The following is a 1,837-nucleotide window of genomic DNA, read 5'->3' on the forward strand; positions in this document are numbered from 1 at the left end:
TTGTGCGCCCGTCATGGGCGCCATCCTGGAGGTGCAAGTCCTCCCGTGAGCTGGCCACAGCGAACGAAGCGAAGCGCAACTGCAGAAGGGCGACCGACTGTGGGGAGGAAGCGTGGAGCATAAACCTTGAGCCGAGGTACACGAATCGCATCCGAGGCGTATTCGGTCAGGGCGAGCAGCCAAGTGCCTGCGAAGCTCTTGTGGCCTAGAGGCCGAATACGTAAATGCGGCGGTTGTGAGGTGAAGGATGGCGTTCTTACCCGGGGAGATCTCGCCTCGTGTCTGAAAGGACAACGGTGTGAACCGGAGCGAGAAGTCAGCAGAGGCCGTAGTAGCTGCCTGGCAGTGAAGGGCCAAACGAGAAGGAAAGTGGTTTGACATGAAGATACAGCAGGCCATGCAGCAGATGCCTGGGGAGCCAGGGCGGGAGGCGATGACGACGGGTGAAGCCCATCGTTGCGCTACCAGCGCTGAAGCCTGCTGTCCGCAACGTGACCCAAACCCCACAGGTGGTGGGCTGCTCCTGGCAGCCCTGACCAGAGAGAATCTATTGCTTGCCCTCAAACGGGTGCGTTCGAACAAAGGTGTTGCCGGAGTGGACGGTCTGACGATCGACGAAACTACGGAGCATCTGAAGACGGCATGGCCGGGAATACGCCGCCAGATCTTGGCGGGTGAATACCGACCGGCCCCCGTACGCAGAGTATTGATCCCTAAGCCGGGAGGAGGTGAGCGCAAGCTCGGTATCCCGACGGTGACGGACAGGATCATTCAGCAGGCTCTGTTGCAGGTCCTCCAGCCGATGCTGGATCCCGACTTCAGCCTCCACAGCTACGGCTTTCGTCCGGGACGCAACGCTCACCAGGCTGTTCTGGCAGCGCAGCAGTATGTCCATTCGGGACGAGAGGTCGTAGTGGATGTCGACTTGGAGCAGTTCTTCGACTGCATCAATCATGACCTGCTGATCGCCCGACTGAGCAGGAAGGTGACTGATCGTGGCGTACTGCGCCTGATCCGGGCCTACCTGAACTGCGGGGCGTGGATTGGTGGTGACATCGTGGTCAGCAGGCAAGGGGCTCCGCAAGGTGGTCCGCTCTCACCGCTGTTGGCCAATGTAGTGTTGGATGAGGTAGACAAAGAACTGGAGCGGCGAGGCCATTGCTTCGTCAGGTATGCCGATGATGCCAATGTTTATGTGCGTAGCCCCAAAGCCGGCCTGCGGGTGATGGCAGTGCTCCGACGCCTCTACGGTCGGCTTGGGTTGCGGGTAAACGAAAGCAAAAGCGCGGTCGCCAGTGTGTTTGGTCGGAAATTCCTAGGGTACAGCCTCTGGCTGGCCCCTGATGGAAAGATCAGGCGAGTTACCGCGGCCAAGGCACTAGGGGTTTTCAAGCATCGCATCCGAATAATGACCACGCGTAATGGTGGCCAGAGTTTGGAGCAGGTTATTGGGAAATTAAGGCCCTACTTACTGGGCTGGAAAGCGTATTTTTGCCTGTCCCAAACCACTGCGATGTGGAAGCGTCTGGACGGGTGGATACGGCGAAGGCTCAGGGCGCTCCAGCTCAAGCAATGGAGAACCGGCAGGACGACGTACCGTGAGCTGCGCAGGATGGGGGCTAACCCTGATCTAGCTGCGCAGATCGCAGCCGATAGCCACAGGATCTGGAATAACAGTACTGGTTGGATTCACGGTGCTCTGACGGTGGCATGGTTTGACCGGATGGGACTTCCCCGTCTCATCTGACCTGAACCTCTCGAACCGCCCGGTGCGGACCCGCATGCCGGGTGGTGTGGCAGGGGCGCGGCCTGATGGCCGCCCCCTATGCCGATTTTG

General features: G+C 59.6%; 1 protein-coding gene. It reads left to right on the top strand.

Features of this window, described 5'->3' with window-relative positions:
- Positions 1 to 379 precede the first annotated feature (379 nt).
- Entirely contained in the window at positions 380 to 1,747 is a 1,368-nt protein-coding gene (gene ltrA, locus APH28_RS25030; protein ID WP_060513154.1) for a group II intron reverse transcriptase/maturase, read from the top strand.
- Positions 1,748 to 1,837 lie beyond the last annotated feature (90 nt).

The sequence above is a fragment of the Pseudomonas sp. NBRC 111124 genome (assembly GCF_001320245.1).
In the GTDB taxonomy this organism is placed as follows: domain Bacteria; phylum Pseudomonadota; class Gammaproteobacteria; order Pseudomonadales; family Pseudomonadaceae; genus Aquipseudomonas.